Origin of the sequence: Phenylobacterium sp. LH3H17 (genome assembly GCF_024298925.1) — a bacterium.
Classification (GTDB): domain Bacteria; phylum Pseudomonadota; class Alphaproteobacteria; order Caulobacterales; family Caulobacteraceae; genus Phenylobacterium.
The window spans coordinates 2,391,127-2,409,879 of sequence record NZ_CP101283.1 but is presented as its reverse complement, the minus strand read 5'-3'; the positions used below and the strand labels follow the sequence as shown (position 1 = coordinate 2,409,879).

Genomic DNA, 18,753 nt, shown 5'->3' with positions numbered 1-18,753 from the left:
AGCTCGACATGGCGGATCACACCAAGCTCCCGAACCTCAGGCGACCCGCGATCTGGCTGGCCCTGAAGCTGGGATGGGATGCTGTTCTCATCGTCGCGATCGAGACGCTAGGCCGCTCTGGCGAGGCCTTCGCACAGCTGACCGGCCTTGCGGCCGTCCTCCTACTTCAACTCATGAGCGTCGCCCTGCTGGTCCGCGCCCTGGCTGACAGCCTCGTCGCTCTATTCGCGCTGATCCTCGCGCTAGCCGCCGCCCAAACCCCCACTCAGGAGCCCGTGACCACATGACCCTCCAGACTCCGCTTGCCGTTGCAGGGGCCGTACCGCTATACGCGGCTCGCAAAATGGAGACTCCAATGGAGATTCGCGAAGGTCTTACCTTCGACGACGTTTTGCTCGAACCGGGTGCGTCCGATGTGATGCCCACCCAGGTGGACACGGCCACCAAGTTTACGCGCGAAATCAGTCTGAACATCCCGCTCGTGTCCTCGGCGATGGACACCGTGACCGAGAGCCGTCTGGCCATCGCCATGGCCCAGGCCGGCGGCCTGGGCGTGCTTCACCGCAACATGACGGCCGAGGAACAGGCCGATCAGGTGCGCGAGGTGAAGCGCTACGAAAGCGGCATGGTCATCAATCCGCTGACCATCAATCCGGACACGCCGCTGCGCGAAGTCCTGGAGATTAAGGCGCGCCGCAAGATCTCGGGCTTTCCGGTGGTCGAACCCGGCACCGGCAAGCTGGTGGGCATCCTGACCAACCGCGACATGCGGTTCGAGGGCTCCAGCGAGGTTCCGGCCAAGGTCCTGATGACCAAGGACAACCTGATCACGGTCCGCGAGGGCTGCACCCAGGACGAGGCCAAGGCCCTGCTGCGCCGGCACAAGATCGAGCGGCTGATCGTGGTCGACGACGCCTATCGCGCAGTCGGCCTGATCACCGTCAAGGACATGGAGAAGGCCCAGGCCCACCCCATCGCCGCCAAGGACGCCCAGGGACGCCTGCTGGTGGGCGCGGCCTCCACGGTCGGCGACGCGGGCTATGAGCGTTCGATGGCCCTGGTGGACGCCGGGGTCGACGTGGTGGTGATCGATACGGCCCATGGCCACAACGCCGATGTCTCCAAGGCTGTCGGGCGGCTGAAGCGCGAAACCAACCGCGTGCAGATCGTCGCCGGCAATGTCGCCACCTATGAAGGCGCGCGCGCCCTGATCGACGCCGGCGCCGATGCGGTGAAGGTCGGCATCGGTCCGGGCTCCATCTGCACCACCCGGATCGTGGCCGGCGTGGGTGTGCCCCAGCTCACCGCCATCGCAGACGCCGTGCGCGCCGCGGCCGGCACCGACGTCCCGGTGATCGCCGACGGCGGCATCAAGTATTCCGGAGACCTGGCCAAGGCGCTCGCCATGGGCGCCCAGGTGGCCATGATGGGGTCGGCCTTCGCCGGCACCGATGAGGCTCCGGGCGAGGTGTTCCTGTACCAGGGCCGATCCTACAAGGCCTATCGCGGCATGGGCTCGCTTGGCGCCATGTCGACGGCCAACGGATCGGCCGACCGCTACTTCCAGAAGGAGGTCTCGGCGCTGAAGCTGGTGCCCGAGGGCATCGAGGGCCAGGTGGCCTACAAAGGCCCGATCAACGCCATTCTGCATCAGATGGTCGGCGGCCTGCGGGCGGCCATGGGCTATACGGGTGCGGCGACCCTCGATGACTTCCGCCAGAAGGCCCGGTTCATCCGCATCACCGGGGCGGGCCTGCGCGAGAGCCACGTCCACGACGTCATGATGACGCGCGAGGCCCCGAACTATACGAGCCCCGTCTGATGGGCGGTCCAGCGCCCGAACTCCTGCTGCTGACCGCCGCGGTCGTCGTCGGGTTGGTCCAGCTTTTCTGGGCGACGCTGGCGACGCGGGGGCGGGGAGACCTGAATTGGGCGGCCGGTCCCCGCGACGAGCCGATGCCGGTCACCGGCGGGGCCGGTCGGCTGGACCGGTCGTTCCGCAACTTCATGGAGACCTTCCCGCTGCACGCCGCGGTGGTGATCATCGCCTATCTGGCGGCCAAGCTGAGCGACCTGACCCTCTGGGGCGGAGCGCTATATGTGGTGGGCCGGGCTTTCCATCCGATCTTGTACCTGGTCGCCATTCCCTACCTCCGGACGCTCGCCTGGGCCGTGGCCTTCACGGGCACCCTGATGGTGACGACGGCGATCTTCCTGTGAGCAAAGCCCTTGCGTGACGGGGGACGCCTTTCCGCGGCCATTGAGATCCTCACCGACGTCGAGACGCGCCACCGGCCGGTGAGGCTGGCGCTGAAGACGTGGGGGGACGCTTCGCGCTATGCGGGGTCGAAGGACCGCGCCTGGGTCTCGGGCCTGGTGCTGGACATGCTGCGCCGTCGCCGCTCGCTCGGCTGGCGGATGGGCGACGACAGCCCCAGGGCGGCGGCCCTGGCGGCCCTGCACGTGTTCTGGAACTGGCCAGTGGAGCGCATCGCCGAGGCTGCCGGCGACGCGCCCCACGGTCCGGGGCCCCTGACGGAGGCCGAGCGCGCCGCTCTGGTCCAGCCCCGCGACCTGGCCGACGCTCCGCCTGCCGTGCGTGGCGACTATCCCGACTGGCTGGAGCCCTCGCTGGCGCGGGCCTTCGGCGACGAGGCGCCGCTGGAAGGCGCCATGCTGTCAGAGCGCGCGCCGGTAGACCTGCGCATCAATACGCTGAAGACCGATCCCGAGCAGGCGCTCAAGGCGCTCGCCCCTCTGAACGCCCAGCCGACGGGCGTGCTGCCCAACGCCGTGCGGATGGCGGCGCCCGACCCATCCCAGCGCGGCGGTTCGCTCGAGACCATACCGGCCTTTTCCCGGGGCTGGTTCGAGGTGCAGGACCTGGCCTCGCAGATCGCGGCCCAGGCGGCGGGCGATATCAAGGGCGCCCAGGTGCTCGACCTTTGCGCGGGGGGCGGGGGCAAAACGCTGGCCCTGGCCGCCGCCATGGGCAACACCGGCCAGATCTACGCTTATGACAGCGAGGCCCGGCGGCTGGCCGACACCGTGCGCCGCTCCGAGCGGGCCGGAATCCGCAACCTGCAGATCCGCTCGCCGGTCTATCCCGACCCGCTGAAGGGCCTGGACGCCAGGATGGACGTGGTCTTCATCGATGCGCCCTGCTCGGGCTCCGGCGCCTGGCGCCGCCACCCCGACACCAAATGGCGTCTGAAGCCCGAGGCGCTCGCGCAGCGCATGGCCGACCAGGACGCCGTGCTCGATCTCGGAACCCGGTTCGTGAAGGCTGGCGGCCGCATGGTCTATGTCACCTGCTCGGTCCTGCCCGAGGAGGACGAGGACCGCGTCGCCGCCTTCCTCGGCCGCACGAAGGACTTCGTCGTTCGTCCCGCCACCGACAATCCTGACCTGACCCGACACCTGACGGGCGAAGGCTTTCTGCGCCTCTCGCCCCGCGCCTCCGGCACCGACGGCTTCTTCGTCGCAGTGCTTGAGAAATCCAAATGATCTCGTGGACTTAAGAGCATGACCCAACCCGCCCACGAACGCGTCCTGATCGTCGATTTCGGCAGCCAGGTGACCCAGCTCATCGCGCGCCGCCTGCGCGAGAGCGGCGTCTATTGCGAGATCCACCCCTTCGACAAGGTCGAGGCGATGCTGGACGCCTTCGCGCCGAAGGCGGTGATCCTTTCGGGCGGCCCGGCCAGCGTCCACGAGGATGCGAGCCCCGCCGTCACCCCGCGCGTCTTCGAACTGGACGTCCCGGTCCTGGGCATCTGTTACGGCGAAATGACCATGTGCGCCCAGCTGGGCGGCAAGGTCGAGGGCGGCCACACCCGCGAGTTCGGCCGCGCCGAGATTCTCATCCACCAGGAGAGCCCGTTGCTGGCGGGCCTGGGCGAGGTCGGCTCGAAAGAGACGGTCTGGATGAGCCATGGCGACAAGATCACCGCCATTCCGCAAGGCTTCCACGTGGTGGCCTCGTCGGAAGGTTCGCCTTACGCGGTGATCGCCGACGAGGCCCGCCGCTTCTACGGCATACAGTTCCATCCGGAGGTGGCCCACACCCCGCGCGGCGCGCTCATGCTGCGCAATTTCGTGCACGGCATCGCGGGCTTGAAAGGCGACTGGACCATGGCCGCCTTCCGCGGCGAGATGGTGCAGAAGATCCGCGACCAGGTGGGCGACGGCAAGGTGATCTGCGGCCTCTCCGGCGGCGTGGATTCCTCGGTGGCCGCAGTGCTGATCCACGAGGCGATCGGCGACCAGCTCACTTGCGTCTTCGTCGACACCGGCCTGCTGCGCCACAACGAGGCCGAGCAGGTCGTGACCATGTTCCGCGACCACTACAACATCCCGCTGGTCCACGTGGACGCGGGCGACCTTTTCCTGGGCGAACTGGCCGGGGTCTCCGACCCCGAGACCAAGCGCAAGACCATCGGGCGCCTGTTCATCGAGGTCTTCGACAGGGAGTCGGCGAAGATCGAGGGCGCAGCCTTCCTGGCCCAGGGCACCCTCTATCCCGACGTTATCGAGAGCGTCTCAGCCAGTGGCGGCCCCTCGGCGGTGATCAAGAGCCACCACAATGTCGGCGGCCTGCCCGACTACATGAAGCTCAAGCTGGTCGAACCCCTGCGGGAGCTGTTCAAGGACGAGGTGCGCCTGCTGGGCGTGGAACTCGGCCTTCCGCCGGCCTTCGTCGGCCGCCATCCGTTCCCGGGTCCCGGCCTGGCCATCCGCATCCCCGGCGAGATCACCCGCGAGAAGGTCGCCGTCCTTCAAGCTGCTGACGCGATCTATCTCGACGAGATCCGCAAGGCCGGCCTTTACGACAGCATCTGGCAAGCCTTCGCCGTGCTCTTGCCTGTGAAAACCGTGGGCGTCATGGGCGACGCCCGCACCTATGAGGACGTACTCGCGCTGCGCGCCGTCACCTCCACCGACGGCATGACCGCCGACTTCTTCGAGTTCCCCTGGGAGGTCCTCGGCCGCTGCGCCACCCGGATCATCAACGAGGTGAGAGGGGTCAACCGCGTGGTCTACGACGTGACCAGCAAACCGCCGGGGACGATCGAGTGGGAGTGAGCGTTGCCGTCAGCGGTTGACCGACATCAACACCGATACGCCGAAAGAGGCGCAGTTTGATCTCGGAACTTGCACTCAACCGAGGACAAATCATGAGCCGTGAACGCATCGAAGGCGCAGCACAAAAAGTGGTTGGCGCCGCAAAGCAGACAATCGGCAAGGCGACTGGAAACGAGAAGCTGCAGGTCGAAGGTCTTGCCGACAAGGTGGTGGGGTCGGTCAAGGAAACGGTCGGAAAAGCCAAGGACGCTGTTCACAAGGCGACTCGATAGCCTAGCCGGAGTCGGGGGGCGGCCACTTGAGATGAAACGCCACCTCCTGGCGCCTGCCTTATTCGTTCCTGACCGGTCCCTGGCGAGTTTGCTGGCGCCCTCAAGGGCTGCTGGGGATGCGCCCAGGTGATGTCTAGAGTCGCCCGATCGCGGCCCGCAGCTTGTCCGCCACGGCGCTCGCCTTCGCCTTCAGCGCGGGATTGTCGATCGCTTGCATGGAGGCCACCGGATCGATGGCGGAGACTTCCGTGCGGCCACCACTGGCTTCCTGCACCACGACATTGCAGGGCAACATGGCGCCGACATTGGCTTCCAGCTTCAGCGCCTCGTAGGCCAGGGTAGGGCTGCAGGCTCCCAAAATAAGGTAGCGCCTGAAGTCGACGTCGATTTTCGTTTTCAGCGTCTTCTGGACGTCGATCTCGGTGATCACGCCGAAGCCTTCCGCACCGAGAACCTCCCGGGTCTTGGCGACCGTCTCGTCGAAAGGGAGGTTGAGGGTCTTGGAGAAAACGTAGCTCATATGCGCCTCCGGGGCGGTTTGGCTTAGAGAATTCCGGCCGTCGCGCCGCCGACGACAGCGCGCCTGCGAATGGCCCCTTCCAGAGCCACGGCCGCGGCCACCGTGTTCGAAATCGTCCCGTACTTGCGGACGTTCCGATGCAGCAGATCCAGCCGCGCGTCGTCCTCGTCAGTGTCGACGATCAACTCGTAGTCCACGCGCAGGATGCGCGGCGGCGCGTCCTGCCGTACCGCCGAGAGCCGCACCTCCACGCCGCGGAGCTCAAATTTCAGCAACGGCGTTACCCGTTCGATGCTCTTGATCATGCATGCGGCGATAGCGGCCAGGAAGAGTTCGGCCGGATTGAACGCGTCCCTGCGACCCGCGACGTCGGTGTCCAGGACCAGGCTCGCATCCTTTGAGCGCGCGAGGCTTCCATGGGAGTCGATGCGCTCGGCGGTGACCCGATAGTCCATGTTCGGCCTCTGAGAAGTCGCCAGCCCCGCAAAGGCGGCGAGCCGCGCTCTCGCGGCCCATGGCAAACTTGGACGGCCCTAGCTTGACGCGCCTTGATCGGGGTCAAGCCGGAGCGGCGGAGGCTGCCCGGCGATAAGTCTCCGAAACGGCTCATCTGGCCGGGACAACGCCGCATCCTGAACCTTGGGCGCCCGCGACCTAGGTGGCGCAATGGAGGCCACTGCCGGAGCAGCTTGACCGTGGTCAAGGCTGGCGAGGCCGCGGTGGGGATAGCCTCATCGGATCGCCTTTTCGCGAGTGGAGGAATTCGTGACCCATCGCCGGCTCGTCCAGGCCGCCCTGCTGTCCCTCGGCCTGCTGGCGTCCGGCTGCGCCACCCAGCCAAGGCTAGCGCCGCGCGGCGCGGCGCCGGAGGTGACGAACCGGCCGCAAGGTCGCTCCGACGCCATGGTGTCCGGTGATAGCGACGGACTGGGCATCTCCGGCCCCGAGACGCCCGCCGCCCTGCAGAGCATCGTCGCCGCCCCTTACGCCCTGCCGTCAGGGCCCGATTGCGCCGTCATGGCTCGCGAGATCGCCGCCCTGGATGAGATCCTGGGCCCCGACGTGGACGCCGTGGCGGCGTCGAGAGACGCCACCGGCGACGCGTTCGGCTCGGCCATGCGCAGCGTCATTCCCTACCGCTGGGTGATGCGCCTGATGACCCAGGCCGGGCGGCGGGACCGCGATCTCCGCCTGGCGGTCCTGGCCGGCACAGCGCGCCGGGCATACCTGAAGGGGCTGCGACTGGGGATGGCATGCCAGCCCCCGCAGGCGGCGCCCCGCTAGGGACGGCGGGGTTGAGGCGATGTCCAAAAGCCCCTGCCGCCAGTGGGCGAGGGCCCGGGCAAGCATCGATGACAGGGCTCCGCCCCGGAACCGAAGGCGCGCGCACCTCCGGTTGCTGCGGGCGGCGCGCCCTCATGCCGCCGCTTGTGGGTCGGTGCAGCTACTCTGTGGTTCCGCCGTCGAATTGCTCCTCCACCGCCTCAGCGTCAGCCTTGGTGGTGCGGACGACGCCGTCGCGGTGGGCCGGCGGGCCGTAAATCGTATAGAGCTTCAGTGACTTGTCGCCGGTGTTGACCAGGTTGTGCCTGGCGCCTGCTGGCACGAGGATCGCGTCGGCGCTCTTGATCTTCGTGCGTTCGCCGTCGATCCAGATCTCGCCCTTGCCTTTCTCGACCCGGAAGAACTGGTCGTGGTCGGGATGGACCTCCTCACCAATCTCCTCGCCGGGCTTCAAGGCCATCACCACAAGCTGCAGGTACTTGCCGGTATAGTGTACGCGGCGGAAGTTCTTGTTGTTTTCGGTGAGTTTTTCGATGTCGTCGACGAAACCCTTCATGGGTCGTTCTCCTGTTGCGACGGATGGACCGTAGGTTCCGGCGCTGCGCGCAGGTTTGCTGCCCGCCTGACTGGCCTTGATCGCGATCGCCCGGTGATCGCACGGCCGCGATCGACCGGCCCGGGCCGCCGGACGCCCCGCCGAGCCTAGGCTCGGAGGAGCGCGCATTCCCGACTTAGCCGACCACGGCCCAGGAGCCGTCCGGCTGGCGGCAGGCGCGACCGCGGGTTGTCTGGGTGCGGCCCTGGATCGTGGTGACCTGGGTGAAATCAGCGCAGCGGAAGCCGCGCGGGTCATTGTAGTAGTTCCCGATCCGCACTTCGCCCCGATGGTCGTTGCCGGGATTGCGCCATGGGTGGCGGCTGCCGACGCGGTCGGAGTTGAAGCCGTTGTAGTAGGCCTTGTAGGCGTAGCTGCGGTCGTCGCAGTCCATGTCCTTGGTCAGGGCCGCGCCGACCACGCCGCCCAGGATCACACCGGCAACGGTGGTCCCCGTGCGGCTGCCGTCTCGCCCAGCGGTGTTGCCGAGCAGACCCCCGATCAGGGCGCCGATGAGAACGCCGGCCGGATCCTTGGTGTTGCGGCATTCGCGATAGTAGACGTCGTCGTTGTATGAATAGGTCCGCTGGTAGCGCTGGCTCCACTGCTGGTCACGCTCGTCGCGATAGGCGGACTGGGCGATCTGTCCGGTGGTCTTCGACGCGAGAAACAGGTCACCCCGTTGGTTGGCGACCCACTGGTAACCCTTCGGCGGCTTCCGCAAGCCGCGCTGCCTCCAGTCGCTCACCACGTAGAGGGTTTGGCGGTACTGGTCCGGCAGGCGGTCGCCGCGGGAATAGCGGGGGCCGCCGTACTCGTCGCCATACCGGCTGCGATAGTCGCCCTGGTCGGGGCGGGTGGAATAGCTCGGCTGAGCCAATGCAACCGAACTGCTCATCAAGGTGAGCACAAGTGCGGTGGTGAGGGTGGTTTTCATAGGCTTGGTCCTCGATGGGGCTGGGTGGCGGATCAAGTCTTCACCGACCCTCAGGCTTGAAGTTTCTTACGCTGAACCAGGTTCGCATTGGTCCGGTGCGGCGCTTTACGCGCATTGACTTCAATCAACCGGGTCAATGACGGGCCATGACGCTTTCGTTCTCCTTGCACACTCGTCGCGACGATAGCCGGCTCAGACTCCATCCTTCCCGGACGGCGGCGTGGCGATCAGCTCCTCCAGGAAGAGGGAGGCGAGCGCGGAGCGGGAGTGAACGCCCGCCTTCTCGTAGACCCGCGCGAGCTGCGCCCTCACCGTGCCCGGCGCGGCCTGGCGCAAGGCGGCGATCTCAGCGACGTCGCACCCCTTCAGCGCGAAGACCGCAACGTCCGCCTCAGCCGGGGTCAGCTTCCACTCGCGGAAGTGCGCCGCCATCACCTCACTGAGCGCCCCGGCGGCGACCGCCAGGGCGGCGGACTTGCGCCGCCCCTCCGTGATCAGGCGCCGGAGCTGCAGGGCTCCGGTGACAACTCCAGCCAGCAGGGCGACCGCGATGACCGCCTCGATGACGACGTGGCCGTTCAGCCCTGCGGAGGCGATATCCGCCGCTGCATCGGCCAGGAAGAAGGCCGAAGCCACGGCCTGCAGCGCGGCCACCGCGGCCACGGCGCCGGATTCGCTCCACAAGCGGCGAGGGCGGTTCATTCGGCCTTACGGGGTCTCGGCCCCCCGCCGATCATCGCCGAGACGATCTGCCGTCCGCCGCGCCGGGTTTCGAACGCGACGCCCAGCAGGTGCAGGCCCGCGAACACGAACAGGAGGTTCGCCGCCGTCTCATGGATCTCTTCCATTAGCTCCCCGCCCTCATGGCCGCCGCCCTCGGCCGCGCCGGCCTCTTCGCCGTGCCCCTCGTCTTCGCCTTCTTCCGCGTTTTCATCGAACGGCGCCACAATAGACCTCTGGGCGCTCGCCGGTGTCGAGGGGCTCGCCGGCGGCCCGGCCATTGCAACGCCCGTCGCCACCACCAAGGCCAAGGCGCCCCAGATGGCGTAGACCATCAGGGCGCCCAGGGGATTGTGCGAGCGGTGGTGCGTGCGCTGGCGAGCCGCTATCTCTCGCAGGTGCGCCAGCGCCCGCCGCGGGCTGGGCGGGAACGCCGAGAATCGCGCCTCGGCGGGCCCCACGAACCCCCACAGCAGCCGCAGCGCCAGCAACCCGCCGACCCCGTAACCGACCCACTGGTGGAGCGGCGATCCAGCTTCTGTGAAGACCCCATTGGCGACGACCGCGGCCGCGACGCCCCAGTGGGTGAGCCGCACGACGGGGTCCCAGCGGCGGGTTGGTGGGGATTCCATCTTAGCCTCCGTCTTGATTGACGGGGAAAGTGACTGCTGCGTCCGGTCCACGACCATTGCGGGCGCGCTTATTCGCCAGCGGCTAAGCGCCTGCTTACGCGCGGGTCCGGTCGCAACATCGCTGGCATCGCCACGGCGTCCGCGCCTTCCTGGCCACCTACGGGCGTCTCAGCAGGCCGCCCAATCGCATTAGTATTGACTCATGAATTAGCGTGGGCTAATTGATGGTCATGCCCGAAGCCGCCGCCATAACCACTGTCATGCGCGCCCTCGCCGACCCGACGCGGCGCGCGGTGTTCGAGCGCGTCGCCGGCTGTGACGAGATCACGGTCGCCGAACTGACGCGGGGGAGCGGGGTGACACAGGGCGCCATCTCCCAGCACCTCAAGTCCCTGAAGCAGGCCGGCCTGGTCGCCGAGCGCCCGGAGGGCCGCAACGTCTTCTACCGAGTCCAGCCTGGGGGGCTTGAGCCGCTATTCGATTGGATGAACCACTACGGCGTCTTCTGGCGCGATGGGTTCGACAAACTCCGCAGCCTTTTGAAGGAGATAGATCCATGACCGACGCCGCGATCATGGCCGACAGCCAGCAGATTGTCGTCGACGAGGTGTTTCCCCACACCCTGGACGTGGTGTGGAAGACCCTTACCCCGCCGGGAATGATGGGCCGGTGGATCCGGATGGAGCCCGTCGGCTTCAAGGCCACGGTGGGAACGCGTTTCACCTACCAGACCACGCCCGCCGGGGAGTGGGATGGCGTCATCCGCTGCGAGGTGCTGGAGGTGGCGCCGCTCGAACGCCTCTCCTATTCCTGGCAAGGCGGGCACGAGGGGAATGTCGGGTACGGATCGCGGCTGGACACGGTCGTGACCTTCCTCCTCTCCGCCGTGGAGAACGGCTCTCGCCTTCGCCTCATCCACTCCGGCTTCGTGCTCCCGAAGAACGAGTCGGCATTCAAGAACATGACCGAGGGCTGGACGAGGATTGTCCGGACGATCGACGCCATCGCCGCCGAGCAGGACTGACGAAAGTCTGCCTGGGCGCCGGAAGCGATCGCAGCGGGAACGCCCGGCGCACGGCGGAAATCGTGGAACCCATGTCGTTTTGGCCATGAACGGCCGCACCTGAAGCAACTCCCTCAACCTGCTTGGGGGATCCCGCCGGCCTGCGCCAGGCCGCGTCCAGAGGAGGATTTGATGACCCAGCCGAATAGCGGATCGTTCGCCATGAAGACGCCGCCCATCGTCTCCCAGGAGGCGTGGGAGGCCGCGCGCGAGCGGATGCTCGTGAAGGAGAAGGCTCACACCCACGCCCGTGACGCCCTAGCCGCGGAGCGCCGACGAATGCCGTGGATGGCGGTCGAGAGGCCGTATGAGTTTGAAGGGCCTGACGGCCAGGTGAGCCTGCTCGACCTGTTCGACGGCCGCCGCCAGCTGATCGTCTACCGCGCCTTCTTCGAGCCCGGGGTGTTCGGATGGCCGGACCATGCCTGCCGCGGCTGCTCCTTGGGAGCCGATCAGGTCTCCAACCTCGCGCACCTGAACGCCCGCGACACCACGCTCGTCTACGCCTCGCGCGCGCCTCAGGGCGACATCGCGCGCCTGAAGAAGCGGATGGGCTGGGAGATGCCGTGGTTCACCCTCACGGACAGCTTTGACGCTGACTTCGGGGTGGACGAATGGCACGGCCACAACGTGTTCATTCGCGAGGGCGGCCAGGTGTTTCGCACCTACTTCATCAACTCCCGCGGCGACGAGGCGATGGGCAGCGTCTGGAACTACCTCGACATCACGCCGCTGGGCCGGCAGGAGGTTTGGGAGAATTCGCCCGAAGGCTATCCCCAGACCCCGCCGTACAAGTGGTGGAACTGGCACGATAACTACGCCGCCGAGGCCGCGCCCGATCCCAAGTGGGTCGAGGTGTCGGACGCCGGCGAGGCGACCTTTAAGACTCTGAAGAGCTAGGTCGCGCCGTAAGGCCAATCGCCCCCCCAATTGCAGGAGATGGAAATGAGTGAGGGTTCCCCCACACTCGGCGCAGCCGGCTGGCTTGCGCTCGCGGCCGCCCCGACCTTCGCCGTCATGGCGCTGCTTACGGGCGGGGGCGAGGGCCGCCCCGACATGCTGTGCTCTGCCACACAGGACGCGTCGCCCCTGGGCGGCATGACCGTGATGTACCTGCTGATGAGCGCACTTCACGCGGCGCCTTGGCTCAAGCTGATATCGACCCGACAACAAGGACCAAGGACATGAGAGAGCCTTATGCAGGCGGCTGCGCCTGCGGCGCGATCCGCTATGAGATCGCCGACGAGCCGCTTGTGGAAGCCGACTGCCAGTGTCGGCATTGTCAGCAGATGAGCGGAACCGGCCACGGATCCTATCTGACTTTCCCGAGCCGGGACCGGGTCGCCCTCAAGGGCCAGGCGTCACATTGGGAAATCACCGGAGACAGCGGCAATGTGAAGACCCGCGGCTTCTGCCCCACCTGCGGATCGCCGGTCTATCTGACCTCGGCGGCCACGCCAGACCTATTCACCGTGCATGCCGCGAGCCTCGACGATCCCGGCCGGTATGCGCCCCAAATGGTGTTCTACAATGTGAGCGGCCTTCCCTGGGACCGCCTCGATCCAGCCCTGCTGAAGTTCGAAAAGCTCCCGCCAACGCCAGGCTGACCTGGCGACTGGCATCAGGGCTGGCGCCGTCAAACCGTCTGGGCGCTGGCCGCGCCTCGCTTGACTCCGGAGGGAGGCATCCGATCTGACGACCTCCGCTATCGCCGATCCCTGGAGCCTTGAATGCCGGACCTCTCCGCCTCTCCCATCACCATCTACGGCATCAAGGCCTGCGACACGATGAAGAAGGCCCGAACCTGGTTGGACGGCCGTGGCGTCGACTACGCCTTCCATGACTACAAGGTGCTCGGGATCGACCGGCCACGCCTGGAGCAGTGGATCGGCCAGGTCGGCTGGGAGGTGCTGCTCAACCGCGCGGGGACCACCTTCCGCGCCCTGCCGGACGCTGCCAAGCTCGGGCTGGATGCGGAGAGGGTGATCGGTCTGATGCTGGCCCAGCCCTCGATGATCAAGCGTCCCGTCCTCGACCTCGGAGACCGCCTTCTGGTCGGCTTCAAGCCGGACCTCTACGCCGCGGCGCTGGGCTAGAATGAAATTGTCTGGCGACTTCGCATCCAAACCGGGCCACGGCGGCGACCAGGGTGTGGAGGAGCGGGGAGGGGCTTTCCCGTTCCATTGGATGGGTTCACGCTCATGCGGGATGCATTTCACAGCTACTGGTGGCTGATGTTCCCGCTGGCCGCGCTCGCCCCTTGTGACCGCGGTGCTGCTGTCGGCCGACGGTCGGGCCATGTCGAACCTGGGTCTGCGAACATGACGAACATTTCATGCCAAGCTTTGCATCTGTACGCAGGGGCGGGCGCCTCTTTCCTTTCAGAACGGGGCTGATACGCCCGCCAATCCTGAAGAGGGGAAGACGAGATGGAAATTCTGATCCCAATCACGATGTTCGCCATGATCGCGGCCATCGTCATCGCGCCACGCTGGTTCAAGAGCCAGGAACGCCAGAAGCTGCAGGAGACCCTGCGGGCCTCCATCGAGAAGGGCGCCACCCTTCCGCCGGAAGTGATCGAAGCCCTGACCAGCGACGTGAAGGCGCCGCCTTCGCCCTACAAGGACCTCCGCTCCGGCATCGTCTGGCTGGGGGTGGCCATCGGCTTCGCAGCCCTGGGCTTCGCGATCAGTTTCGAAGAGCCCGACGCTCTCTACCCGCTGCTGGGCATCGCCGCCTTCCCGGGCTTCATCGGCCTGGCTCTGATCGCGCTGTCCTTCGTGACCCGCGGCAAGAATTAACTTCCCTCTAGGGGATGGGGAAAAGCCCAATGTCGGGCGCTAACACTACAAGGCTGGCCAATCTCCACGACGTGGAGCTGGCCGCCCTGGCGGCGGCGGGAGACCGTTCGGCCTTCGGGGAGCTGGTCCGCAGGCATGGCTCGGCCGTGCGCGGCCTGCTGCGGCGAATGGGCTCCGCGCCGGCCGAGGCCGACGATGTCGCCCAGGACGCATTCCTGACGGCCTTCGAACGGATCCGCGAGTTCCGCGGGGAAGGGGCCTTCGCCGCCTGGGTCAAGAAGATCGCGGCCCGGCTCTATCTCCGCCGTCTGCAACGCGAGCGGCGGCTGGCGGGTCTGGCTCAGGAAGCGGAGGACGCTTCGATCGACGCTCCTCAACCGGACGCGGCCGGTCGGATCGACCTGGACGAGGGACTGAAGTCGCTGGGGCCGGCCGAAAGGCTGTGCGTGTCCATGTGCTACGGCGCGGGTCTTTCCCACGCCGAGACGGCGGAGGCCTTGAACCTGCCGCTTGGAACGGTCAAATCGCATGTCAAACGTGGTCTGGAGAAGCTCAGAACGCGACTGGCGCCTGCCGGCGCCGCTCTTGAAGGGAGGCAGGGCAATGGCTGAGCTCGAATTCGAGCGACGACTGGAACGCCTCTTCGGCGACGCCCCGGCCTTCTCCGACGAGAAGGCTTTCGCCATGGCGGTGGAACGCAAGCTGGCGCGGGGCTGGACCCTGCGCCGGATGCTGATCGGCTCGGCCGGCCTGGTCGGCGGGGTGGTCGGCGCCAGCCAGCTCATCCTGTCCAACTTCGTGGGTCAGGTGGAGGCCGCCTCGGAGGGGTCGAGCCGCGTCCTGCGGGCCGGCGTCGCCGAATGGGCGCCGCGTGTGGAGCTGCTTTCGGCGCTGCCTGCCGGGACTTCGGTGGTATGGATTGCCAGCGGCCTGGCGGTCCTGGCCATGGGGTTCGTCCTGACCCGCGTCATCGAGGAGTTCTAGTTCATGTCGGCCCAGCGTCAGGAAACGGTCAAACGGTTCGCCGCCCCGGACATCGCCGCGCGCAAGGGCGGTGTCCCCGTGGTCTGCCTGACCGCCTACACCGCACCGATGGCCGAACTGCTGGATGAGCACTGCGACTTGATGCTGGTCGGCGACTCCGTCGGCATGGTGGTGCATGGCCTGCCCAACACGGTGGGCGTCACCCTGGAAATGATGATCCTGCACGGCCAGGCGGTGATGCGCACCGCCCGGCGGGCCATGGTGGTGGTCGACATGCCGTTCGGATCGTACGAAGGCGCGCCTGAGATCGCCTACGCCAACGCCGCTCGGATCATGAAGGAGACGGGCTGCCAGGCCGTGAAGGTCGAGAGTGGCCCCACCGTGGTCGACACCATCGAATATCTGGTCAAACGCGGCATCCCGGTCATGGGTCATGTGGGCCTGCGTCCCCAGGCGGTGAACGTCGACGGGGGCTTCAAAGCCAAGGGCAAGGGCGCCGACGAACGCGCCCGCATCCTGGCCGAGGCCAAGGCCACGGCGGCAGCCGGCGCCTTCGCCGTGGTCGTTGAGGGCGTGGCCGAGGGCTTGGCCCGCGAGATCACCGAGGCGATCGGCGTGCCCACCATCGGCATCGGCGCCTCGTCCGGCTGCGACGGCCAGATCCTGGTCACCGACGACATGTTGGGCCTGTTCGACTGGACGCCCAAGTTCGTCCGCCGCTACGCTGACCTACGCGGTGAAATCTCCAAGGCCGTCGCCGGCTACGCTGAAGATGTCCGCCAGCGCCGCTTCCCAGGCCCTGCCGAGATCTATTTCGCCAAGGCCGGGTAAGGCGCTAGGCCGGGACGCCCATCTTCGTCCGCAGGTGCTTGACGACCTCGGCCATCTCGACGGCCGGACTGAACTCGATGGCGCTGTAGTCCTCGTCGACCCAGACCGTGTGTCCGGCCGGCCAGTGATAGACCTCGCCGGCGTTCACCGTTTCGGTGCGGCCATCGGCGTAGCGCACATTGATCGCGCCCTTCAGCACCATGCCCCAGTGCGGGCACTGGCAGAGGTTCTGCGGTAGGCCCTCGAGCAGCGGCGTGGCGTCCGCGCCCTTGGGAAAGTGGATGTGGGAGATGTTCAGATCGCCCCAGTCGATCCCTTGAATTCGCACGCCGCCGGCATTCAGGTTGTCGGGCAGTTCCACGCAGGTCATCTTCATGGCTTCGCTCCCCGCCGCGACGATAGGCGACGCCGCCGGCGTTTCCTGGTCTGTTGCATCCGACGATGTGTCGGAACCTGTAGGCATCCTGCCCTGTGGCGGAGCGTTCCGCTTGGAGATCGTGTGGAGGTTTTTGGGAGAAGCGGGGCAGGCGGACGCCGATGATCTACCGTTTCGGGGCGTACACGCTCGACACCGAGAAGCATGAACTCACCAGGAGCGACGTGGCGGTTCCGCTGGAGCCGCAGGTCTTCGCCCTGCTTCTCCTGCTGGTCGAGAACCGCGAGCGCCTGCTCGGCAAGGACGAGATCGTCGAGAAGATCTGGAAGGGCCGGATCGTCTCCGAAGCCGCCATCGCCAGCCGAGTGAAGTCGGCGCGCCAGGCGATCGGTGACGACGGAGCGGCCCAGCGCCTGATCCGCACCATCCCCAAGATCGGATTCCGTTTCGTGGGCGAGGTCGAGCCCGTCGCCACGCCCGCGACCCTGACAGAGGGCCAGACGACACCCGCCGAGCCGGAGGAGCCGTCCTTCCGGCCGTCCATCGCGGTCTTGCCCTTCAATGTGCTCGGCGATCCGGGCCCGGCCGCCGCGATCGCCGAGGCCCTGCCGCACGATCTGATCACTGAGCTCTCGAGACTGCGGTGGCTGTTCGTCATCGCCCGCGGCTCATCGTTCCGGTTCCGCGGGGCGGAAGCCGATATCCAGCGTGTGAGGGCGGCGCTCAATGTCCGCTACTGCCTCTCAGGTTCCGTCGAGACCGATGCGCGGTCCATGACCCTGACCGTTGAGCTTTGCGACACGCAGGACGGCGGTGTTGTCTGGAGCGAACGATTCCGCAGCGCCCTTGGGGCGGTGCACGAGGTCCGCGAGCAGATCGTCCAGGCGGTCATCGGCGCGCTGGAGCTGCAGATCCCCTCGAACGAGGCGCGGCTTGCGCGGCTCAAGTCGCCGGAGAATCTCGACGCCTGGTCGGCCTATCACCTGGGTCTGCATCACATGTATCGGTTCAATCGGGACGGAAACGCCCTGGCGGCTTCGCTTTTCGAGCGGGCGATCGCGATGGAGCCGGATTTCGCCCGCGCGCATGCCGGCCTGTCCTTCACGCACTTCGAGGGCGCCTTCCTGAGCTTCGCCGATGACGCGGCGCGCGCCACGGCCCTCGCCCAGCGTTGCGCGGAACAGAGCCTTGAGCACGATCCCCTGGATCCTTTCTGCAACCTTGTCATGGGGCGGGTCTATTGGCTCAACGGCGACCTGGAGGCGAGCCTGCCGTGGCTCGATCGCGCGATACGGCTCAATCCGAACTATGCACAGGCGCGGTATTCCCGAGGCTGGACGGAGACCCTGCTGGGCCACGGCCCTGAGGGCCAGGCCAATGTCGGGGCCGCGTTGCAGCTCAGCCCGCTCGATCCGCTGGTCTATGGGATGCACGGCGTGCGGGCCATGTCGCACATCGTGCTCGGAGAGCCGGCCCAGGCCGCGGAGTGGGCCGAGCGCGCTGCGCGCTCGCCAGGCGCGCACGCCTTGATCGAGATGATCGCCGCCGTGGCCCACGGGCTGAGCGGCGACGAGGCGCGGGCGCAGGCCTGGGCCCGATCCGCGCGTCGGCGCAGCCCAGGCCTGGGTTCGGCCGACTTTCTGCGAGCCTTCCCGTTCCGGGAGTCCGCCGTGCGGCGGCGTATCACCGAGATGCTGGATCGCCTCGCGGTCTAGCGGCTAGCTCGCCGGATTCTCCGGAAAATCTCCAGGTGGTCTTCAAGCGGAACGCCTCGCCGCGCGGCAATCTCAGCCATCCCCGGCGCATTGGCCGGGATCTGACAGCAAGGAGAACGGCCATGCCGCTCGTGACGATCGACGTCATCAAGGATGTCTTCACCCCGACCCAGAAGCGTGAGCTCATCGAAAGGGTCACCGAGGCGATGATCGCGGTAGAGGGCGAAGCCCTTCGCGGCGTGACCTGGGTGCGGGTGCAGGAGTTCGAGCAGGGTGACTGGGCCATCGGCGGAAAATCGCTGAGCGCCCGGGACGTCCACGCCCTCGCCGCCGCCTGACCTGGTCCGCCCGTCGCCCGGCGACGGGCGGACCGCCTAGGGTCAGTCTAGATAGAATAGTTCTATCCTGACGATAAAATAAATCGATTATGCCTATTGCGAAGTCGGTTCATACTCCCGCCGACGGCGAATTCGCGCACCAGTCCTCAAGGTGCGCCGCGCTTCCAAGGGAGACCACCATGAGCCTCGCGACCAGCAAGACCCTGCAGAACCTGAAAGACGCCTTCGCCGGCGAGAGCCAGGCGAATCGCCGCTACCTCTACTTCGCTCAGAAGGCCGACGTGGAAGGCTATAACGACGTGGCCGCGGTGTTCCGTTCCACCGCCGAAGGCGAGACCGGCCACGCCCACGGGCACCTGGAGTTCATGGAAGCCGTCGGCGACCCCGCCACCGGCCTGCCCATCGGCGCCACCGGCAACAACCTGAAGGCCGCCATCGCCGGGGAAACCCACGAATACACCGACATGTATCCCGGCATGGCCCGCACCGCCCGCGACGAGGGTTTCGAGGAAATCGCCGACTGGTTCGAGACCTTGGCCAAGGCCGAGAAGTCCCACGCCGGCCGCTTCCAGCGCGCCCTGGACACCCTGGACGCCTGAG

At 67.1% G+C, this 18,753-nt stretch carries 27 protein-coding genes; 20 read left to right on the top strand and 7 right to left on the bottom strand.

Annotated features, from left to right (window positions below):
* The first annotated feature begins 8 nt into the window (after nucleotides 1–8).
* The 6 genes from M9M90_RS11990 to M9M90_RS11965 all read left to right on the top strand — a co-directional run bounded on the left by M9M90_RS11990 (nucleotide 9) and on the right by M9M90_RS11965 (nucleotide 5,357).
* Nucleotides 9–287 (top strand): hypothetical protein, encoded by a 279-nt coding sequence (locus M9M90_RS11990; RefSeq protein WP_254833470.1) that lies wholly within the window; start codon nucleotides 9–11, stop codon nucleotides 285–287.
* A 68-nt stretch (nucleotides 288–355) separates the two neighbouring features.
* Complete coding sequence (guaB, locus tag M9M90_RS11985; RefSeq protein ID WP_254833469.1) at nucleotides 356–1,822, top strand: IMP dehydrogenase; 1,467 nt, start codon at nucleotides 356–358, stop codon at nucleotides 1,820–1,822.
* The gene (locus M9M90_RS11980) at nucleotides 1,822–2,220 is read left to right on the top strand and encodes an MAPEG family protein (protein WP_254833468.1); all 399 of its coding nucleotides are present in this window, start codon (nucleotides 1,822–1,824) and stop codon (nucleotides 2,218–2,220) included. Before guaB ends, M9M90_RS11980 begins: the two co-directional genes overlap by 1 nt.
* Before the next feature lie 9 nt (nucleotides 2,221–2,229).
* Entirely contained in the window at nucleotides 2,230–3,507 is a 1,278-nt protein-coding gene (locus M9M90_RS11975; RefSeq protein ID WP_254833467.1) for an RsmB/NOP family class I SAM-dependent RNA methyltransferase, read from the top strand.
* A gap of 18 nt (nucleotides 3,508–3,525) precedes the next feature.
* Nucleotides 3,526–5,085 (top strand): glutamine-hydrolyzing GMP synthase, encoded by a 1,560-nt coding sequence (guaA, locus tag M9M90_RS11970; protein ID WP_254833466.1) that lies wholly within the window; start codon nucleotides 3,526–3,528, stop codon nucleotides 5,083–5,085.
* Between the two features lie 92 nt (nucleotides 5,086–5,177).
* Nucleotides 5,178–5,357 carry a CsbD family protein gene (locus M9M90_RS11965; RefSeq protein WP_254833465.1) on the top strand — a complete coding sequence of 60 codons (180 nt, stop codon included), beginning with the start codon at nucleotides 5,178–5,180 and terminating at the stop codon, nucleotides 5,355–5,357.
* A gap of 133 nt (nucleotides 5,358–5,490) precedes the next feature.
* On the opposite strand, the gene M9M90_RS11960 is transcribed toward M9M90_RS11965, so the two are convergent.
* Nucleotides 5,491–5,877 (bottom strand): DUF302 domain-containing protein, encoded by a 387-nt coding sequence (locus M9M90_RS11960; RefSeq protein ID WP_254833464.1) that lies wholly within the window; start codon nucleotides 5,875–5,877, stop codon nucleotides 5,491–5,493.
* Between the two features lie 23 nt (nucleotides 5,878–5,900).
* On the bottom strand, nucleotides 5,901–6,332 hold the full coding sequence (locus M9M90_RS11955) for an OsmC family protein (protein WP_254833463.1): 432 nt from the start codon (nucleotides 6,330–6,332) through the stop codon (nucleotides 5,901–5,903).
* A 310-nt stretch (nucleotides 6,333–6,642) separates the two neighbouring features.
* Here M9M90_RS11955 and M9M90_RS11950 point away from each other — a divergent pair, with 310 nt between their 5' ends.
* Nucleotides 6,643–7,161, top strand: a complete 519-nt coding sequence (locus tag M9M90_RS11950) for a hypothetical protein (RefSeq protein WP_254833462.1) — start codon at nucleotides 6,643–6,645, stop codon at nucleotides 7,159–7,161.
* A gap of 160 nt (nucleotides 7,162–7,321) precedes the next feature.
* Here M9M90_RS11950 and M9M90_RS11945 read toward each other — a convergent pair whose 3' ends face one another.
* The 4 genes from M9M90_RS11945 to M9M90_RS11930 form a co-directional block, all read right to left on the bottom strand.
* Nucleotides 7,322–7,717: a cupin domain-containing protein gene (locus tag M9M90_RS11945; RefSeq protein ID WP_254833461.1), complete on the bottom strand. Its 396-nt coding sequence runs from the start codon at nucleotides 7,715–7,717 to the stop codon at nucleotides 7,322–7,324.
* Between the two features lie 175 nt (nucleotides 7,718–7,892).
* Complete coding sequence (locus tag M9M90_RS11940; RefSeq protein ID WP_254833460.1) at nucleotides 7,893–8,693, bottom strand: RcnB family protein; 801 nt, start codon at nucleotides 8,691–8,693, stop codon at nucleotides 7,893–7,895.
* 192 nt (nucleotides 8,694–8,885) lie between these two features.
* Nucleotides 8,886–9,395 (bottom strand): LuxR C-terminal-related transcriptional regulator, encoded by a 510-nt coding sequence (locus tag M9M90_RS11935; protein WP_254833459.1) that lies wholly within the window; start codon nucleotides 9,393–9,395, stop codon nucleotides 8,886–8,888.
* Entirely contained in the window at nucleotides 9,392–10,045 is a 654-nt protein-coding gene (locus M9M90_RS11930; protein WP_254833458.1) for a cytochrome b/b6 domain-containing protein, read from the bottom strand. The genes M9M90_RS11935 and M9M90_RS11930 overlap by 4 nt, the downstream gene beginning before the upstream one ends.
* A gap of 224 nt (nucleotides 10,046–10,269) precedes the next feature.
* Here M9M90_RS11930 and M9M90_RS11925 point away from each other — a divergent pair, with 224 nt between their 5' ends.
* From M9M90_RS11925 to panB, 10 genes are all read left to right on the top strand, one after another.
* Nucleotides 10,270–10,605, top strand: a complete 336-nt coding sequence (locus M9M90_RS11925) for a helix-turn-helix transcriptional regulator (RefSeq protein ID WP_254833457.1) — start codon at nucleotides 10,270–10,272, stop codon at nucleotides 10,603–10,605.
* Nucleotides 10,602–11,069 carry an SRPBCC domain-containing protein gene (locus M9M90_RS11920; protein ID WP_254833456.1) on the top strand — a complete coding sequence of 156 codons (468 nt, stop codon included), beginning with the start codon at nucleotides 10,602–10,604 and terminating at the stop codon, nucleotides 11,067–11,069. Before M9M90_RS11925 ends, M9M90_RS11920 begins: the two co-directional genes overlap by 4 nt.
* Before the next feature lie 171 nt (nucleotides 11,070–11,240).
* Nucleotides 11,241–12,008 carry a DUF899 domain-containing protein gene (locus tag M9M90_RS11915; RefSeq protein WP_254833455.1) on the top strand — a complete coding sequence of 256 codons (768 nt, stop codon included), beginning with the start codon at nucleotides 11,241–11,243 and terminating at the stop codon, nucleotides 12,006–12,008.
* 45 nt (nucleotides 12,009–12,053) lie between these two features.
* Complete coding sequence (locus tag M9M90_RS11910) at nucleotides 12,054–12,296, top strand: hypothetical protein (protein WP_254833454.1); 243 nt, start codon at nucleotides 12,054–12,056, stop codon at nucleotides 12,294–12,296.
* Nucleotides 12,293–12,715 (top strand): GFA family protein, encoded by a 423-nt coding sequence (locus M9M90_RS11905; protein WP_254833453.1) that lies wholly within the window; start codon nucleotides 12,293–12,295, stop codon nucleotides 12,713–12,715. Before M9M90_RS11910 ends, M9M90_RS11905 begins: the two co-directional genes overlap by 4 nt.
* Nucleotides 12,716–12,838: 123 nt before the next feature.
* Entirely contained in the window at nucleotides 12,839–13,204 is a 366-nt protein-coding gene (locus M9M90_RS11900) for an arsenate reductase (protein ID WP_254833452.1), read from the top strand.
* Nucleotides 13,205–13,537: 333 nt separating this feature from the next.
* Entirely contained in the window at nucleotides 13,538–13,909 is a 372-nt protein-coding gene (locus M9M90_RS11895) for a DUF6249 domain-containing protein (RefSeq protein ID WP_254833451.1), read from the top strand.
* Between the two features lie 29 nt (nucleotides 13,910–13,938).
* Nucleotides 13,939–14,520, top strand: a complete 582-nt coding sequence (locus M9M90_RS11890; protein ID WP_254833450.1) for an RNA polymerase sigma factor — start codon at nucleotides 13,939–13,941, stop codon at nucleotides 14,518–14,520.
* Nucleotides 14,513–14,893 (top strand): hypothetical protein, encoded by a 381-nt coding sequence (locus M9M90_RS11885; protein WP_254833449.1) that lies wholly within the window; start codon nucleotides 14,513–14,515, stop codon nucleotides 14,891–14,893. The genes M9M90_RS11890 and M9M90_RS11885 overlap by 8 nt, the downstream gene beginning before the upstream one ends.
* A gap of 3 nt (nucleotides 14,894–14,896) precedes the next feature.
* Nucleotides 14,897–15,724, top strand: a complete 828-nt coding sequence (gene panB / locus M9M90_RS11880) for a 3-methyl-2-oxobutanoate hydroxymethyltransferase (RefSeq protein ID WP_254833448.1) — start codon at nucleotides 14,897–14,899, stop codon at nucleotides 15,722–15,724.
* A gap of 4 nt (nucleotides 15,725–15,728) precedes the next feature.
* Here the strand turns inward: panB and M9M90_RS11875 are convergent, their stop codons facing one another.
* Complete coding sequence (locus M9M90_RS11875) at nucleotides 15,729–16,100, bottom strand: hypothetical protein (RefSeq protein ID WP_254833447.1); 372 nt, start codon at nucleotides 16,098–16,100, stop codon at nucleotides 15,729–15,731.
* A gap of 161 nt (nucleotides 16,101–16,261) precedes the next feature.
* Between M9M90_RS11875 and M9M90_RS11870 the strand changes: the two genes are divergently transcribed.
* The 3 genes from M9M90_RS11870 (at nucleotide 16,262) to M9M90_RS11860 (ending at nucleotide 18,752) form a co-directional block, all read left to right on the top strand.
* Entirely contained in the window at nucleotides 16,262–17,815 is a 1,554-nt protein-coding gene (locus M9M90_RS11870) for a winged helix-turn-helix domain-containing protein (RefSeq protein ID WP_254833446.1), read from the top strand.
* A 122-nt stretch (nucleotides 17,816–17,937) separates the two neighbouring features.
* Nucleotides 17,938–18,153: a tautomerase family protein gene (locus M9M90_RS11865; RefSeq protein WP_254833445.1), complete on the top strand. Its 216-nt coding sequence runs from the start codon at nucleotides 17,938–17,940 to the stop codon at nucleotides 18,151–18,153.
* Nucleotides 18,154–18,332: 179 nt separating this feature from the next.
* Entirely contained in the window at nucleotides 18,333–18,752 is a 420-nt protein-coding gene (locus M9M90_RS11860) for a rubrerythrin family protein (RefSeq protein WP_254833444.1), read from the top strand.
* Nucleotide 18,753: the final 1 nt, after the last annotated feature.

What these genes read in the sequence shown, in the direction of transcription:
- M9M90_RS11990 (WP_254833470.1), top strand. Translation starts at nt 9, where the DNA reads ATGGCGGATCACACCAAGCTCCCGAACCTCAGGCGACCCGCGATCTGG.
- guaB (WP_254833469.1), top strand. Translation starts at nt 356, where the DNA reads ATGGAGATTCGCGAAGGTCTTACCTTCGACGACGTTTTGCTCGAACCG.
- M9M90_RS11980 (WP_254833468.1), top strand. Translation starts at nt 1,822, where the DNA reads ATGGGCGGTCCAGCGCCCGAACTCCTGCTGCTGACCGCCGCGGTCGTC.
- guaA (WP_254833466.1), top strand. Translation starts at nt 3,526, where the DNA reads ATGACCCAACCCGCCCACGAACGCGTCCTGATCGTCGATTTCGGCAGC.
- M9M90_RS11965 (WP_254833465.1), top strand. Translation starts at nt 5,178, where the DNA reads ATGAGCCGTGAACGCATCGAAGGCGCAGCACAAAAAGTGGTTGGCGCC.
- M9M90_RS11960 (WP_254833464.1), bottom strand. Translation starts at nt 5,877, where the DNA reads ATGAGCTACGTTTTCTCCAAGACCCTCAACCTCCCTTTCGACGAGACG.
- M9M90_RS11955 (WP_254833463.1), bottom strand. Translation starts at nt 6,332, where the DNA reads ATGGACTATCGGGTCACCGCCGAGCGCATCGACTCCCATGGAAGCCTC.
- M9M90_RS11945 (WP_254833461.1), bottom strand. Translation starts at nt 7,717, where the DNA reads ATGAAGGGTTTCGTCGACGACATCGAAAAACTCACCGAAAACAACAAG.
- M9M90_RS11940 (WP_254833460.1), bottom strand. Translation starts at nt 8,693, where the DNA reads ATGAAAACCACCCTCACCACCGCACTTGTGCTCACCTTGATGAGCAGT.
- M9M90_RS11935 (WP_254833459.1), bottom strand. Translation starts at nt 9,395, where the DNA reads ATGAACCGCCCTCGCCGCTTGTGGAGCGAATCCGGCGCCGTGGCCGCG.
- M9M90_RS11930 (WP_254833458.1), bottom strand. Translation starts at nt 10,045, where the DNA reads ATGGAATCCCCACCAACCCGCCGCTGGGACCCCGTCGTGCGGCTCACC.
- M9M90_RS11925 (WP_254833457.1), top strand. Translation starts at nt 10,270, where the DNA reads ATGGTCATGCCCGAAGCCGCCGCCATAACCACTGTCATGCGCGCCCTC.
- M9M90_RS11920 (WP_254833456.1), top strand. Translation starts at nt 10,602, where the DNA reads ATGACCGACGCCGCGATCATGGCCGACAGCCAGCAGATTGTCGTCGAC.
- M9M90_RS11915 (WP_254833455.1), top strand. Translation starts at nt 11,241, where the DNA reads ATGACCCAGCCGAATAGCGGATCGTTCGCCATGAAGACGCCGCCCATC.
- M9M90_RS11910 (WP_254833454.1), top strand. Translation starts at nt 12,054, where the DNA reads ATGAGTGAGGGTTCCCCCACACTCGGCGCAGCCGGCTGGCTTGCGCTC.
- M9M90_RS11905 (WP_254833453.1), top strand. Translation starts at nt 12,293, where the DNA reads ATGAGAGAGCCTTATGCAGGCGGCTGCGCCTGCGGCGCGATCCGCTAT.
- M9M90_RS11900 (WP_254833452.1), top strand. Translation starts at nt 12,839, where the DNA reads ATGCCGGACCTCTCCGCCTCTCCCATCACCATCTACGGCATCAAGGCC.
- M9M90_RS11895 (WP_254833451.1), top strand. Translation starts at nt 13,538, where the DNA reads ATGGAAATTCTGATCCCAATCACGATGTTCGCCATGATCGCGGCCATC.
- M9M90_RS11890 (WP_254833450.1), top strand. Translation starts at nt 13,939, where the DNA reads ATGTCGGGCGCTAACACTACAAGGCTGGCCAATCTCCACGACGTGGAG.
- M9M90_RS11885 (WP_254833449.1), top strand. Translation starts at nt 14,513, where the DNA reads ATGGCTGAGCTCGAATTCGAGCGACGACTGGAACGCCTCTTCGGCGAC.
- panB (WP_254833448.1), top strand. Translation starts at nt 14,897, where the DNA reads ATGTCGGCCCAGCGTCAGGAAACGGTCAAACGGTTCGCCGCCCCGGAC.
- M9M90_RS11875 (WP_254833447.1), bottom strand. Translation starts at nt 16,100, where the DNA reads ATGAAGATGACCTGCGTGGAACTGCCCGACAACCTGAATGCCGGCGGC.
- M9M90_RS11870 (WP_254833446.1), top strand. Translation starts at nt 16,262, where the DNA reads ATGATCTACCGTTTCGGGGCGTACACGCTCGACACCGAGAAGCATGAA.
- M9M90_RS11865 (WP_254833445.1), top strand. Translation starts at nt 17,938, where the DNA reads ATGCCGCTCGTGACGATCGACGTCATCAAGGATGTCTTCACCCCGACC.
- M9M90_RS11860 (WP_254833444.1), top strand. Translation starts at nt 18,333, where the DNA reads ATGAGCCTCGCGACCAGCAAGACCCTGCAGAACCTGAAAGACGCCTTC.